Consider the following 956-nt stretch of genomic DNA (forward strand, 5'->3'; position numbering starts at 1 on the left):
CCTCCCCACCCTCCTCACACCGCGCCCCACCGGGGGCGCACACCCCACCCCCGTGTTCTTCGTCGCCCTGCTTCTCCCCTGGTCACGGTGCATGTCGCCCCCTACCATGGGGGCGCGGGCCGCCTCACATAATGCGAGTTATGTGAAGGCGAGACGTAACGAGACGTAAGACGAAACGGGGACGCAACCCCTCTGCCTCTCCCAATGGCGGAGAAGATGACTTCCCCGGCATTCAGCTCCCACCCCACACAGAGGCAGGGCCCACAGCCCTGCCTGCCGAGAGCCCAGAGAGCTCCCAGGGGGCGCCAGGGCCAGGGCGGGCATGGCGCATGCCGGCCGATCGAGGCCCGACGGGCGGGGATCCCGGGGGATCCAAGGGCGTAACGGCGTTCCGGAGGCTGGAACAGCGCTTTGCGCTGACATTCCTACGTGCACAAGTGCACAAGCCCCCTCGCCTACGCATACGTGAGACACCACGTCTCACAAGCCCTCCCATGGCCCCCTGAAGGTGGTTCGGAAACCCCTTCACCAGCCCTCAAGAGCCCATGCCCACCCGAGAGGGCGGCTCCGTCCATTACGACCAAGACACCGGTAGATAACGAACCGGTGACGGACCTTGCGAGCCGTAGCAAACAGGTGGTGAGCTTTAGCCATCACCGAACGAACGGAGCCCTCCCATGGACGTCACCTTCACCCACTTCCGCCCCGGTGCGGACACCAACCACTTCCTGTCCGCCCGGTGCACCGAGTGCACCGCCGGCCGGCTCTCCCGGATGAACCTGGGGGAGGTCGAGACCGCGCACTACCTGAACCACCTGATCACCAGTGATGCCCTGGCCGCCTACCGGCACGTGTGGGCGTCCCTCTCCCCCCACGGGGGCGGGAACGCGTCCTGGCACGACGCCCCCAGTAACCCCGCGGTCGCCGAACTGGCCGGCTACATGCGGACCGCCTAC

Annotated in this window: 1 protein-coding gene; it reads left to right on the top strand. The window is 67.1% G+C overall.

Annotation, left to right across the window (positions count from 1 at the left end; genetic code table 11):
• Positions 1–677: 677 nt before the first annotated feature.
• Positions 678–956, top strand: a 279-nt coding sequence (locus tag ABD327_RS36585; protein ID WP_344458171.1) for a hypothetical protein, incomplete at its 3' end; no start/stop codon positions are given.

Origin of the sequence: Actinocorallia aurantiaca (assembly GCF_039533685.1) — a bacterium.
Taxonomy (GTDB): Bacteria; Actinomycetota; Actinomycetes; order Streptosporangiales; family Streptosporangiaceae; genus Actinocorallia; species Actinocorallia aurantiaca.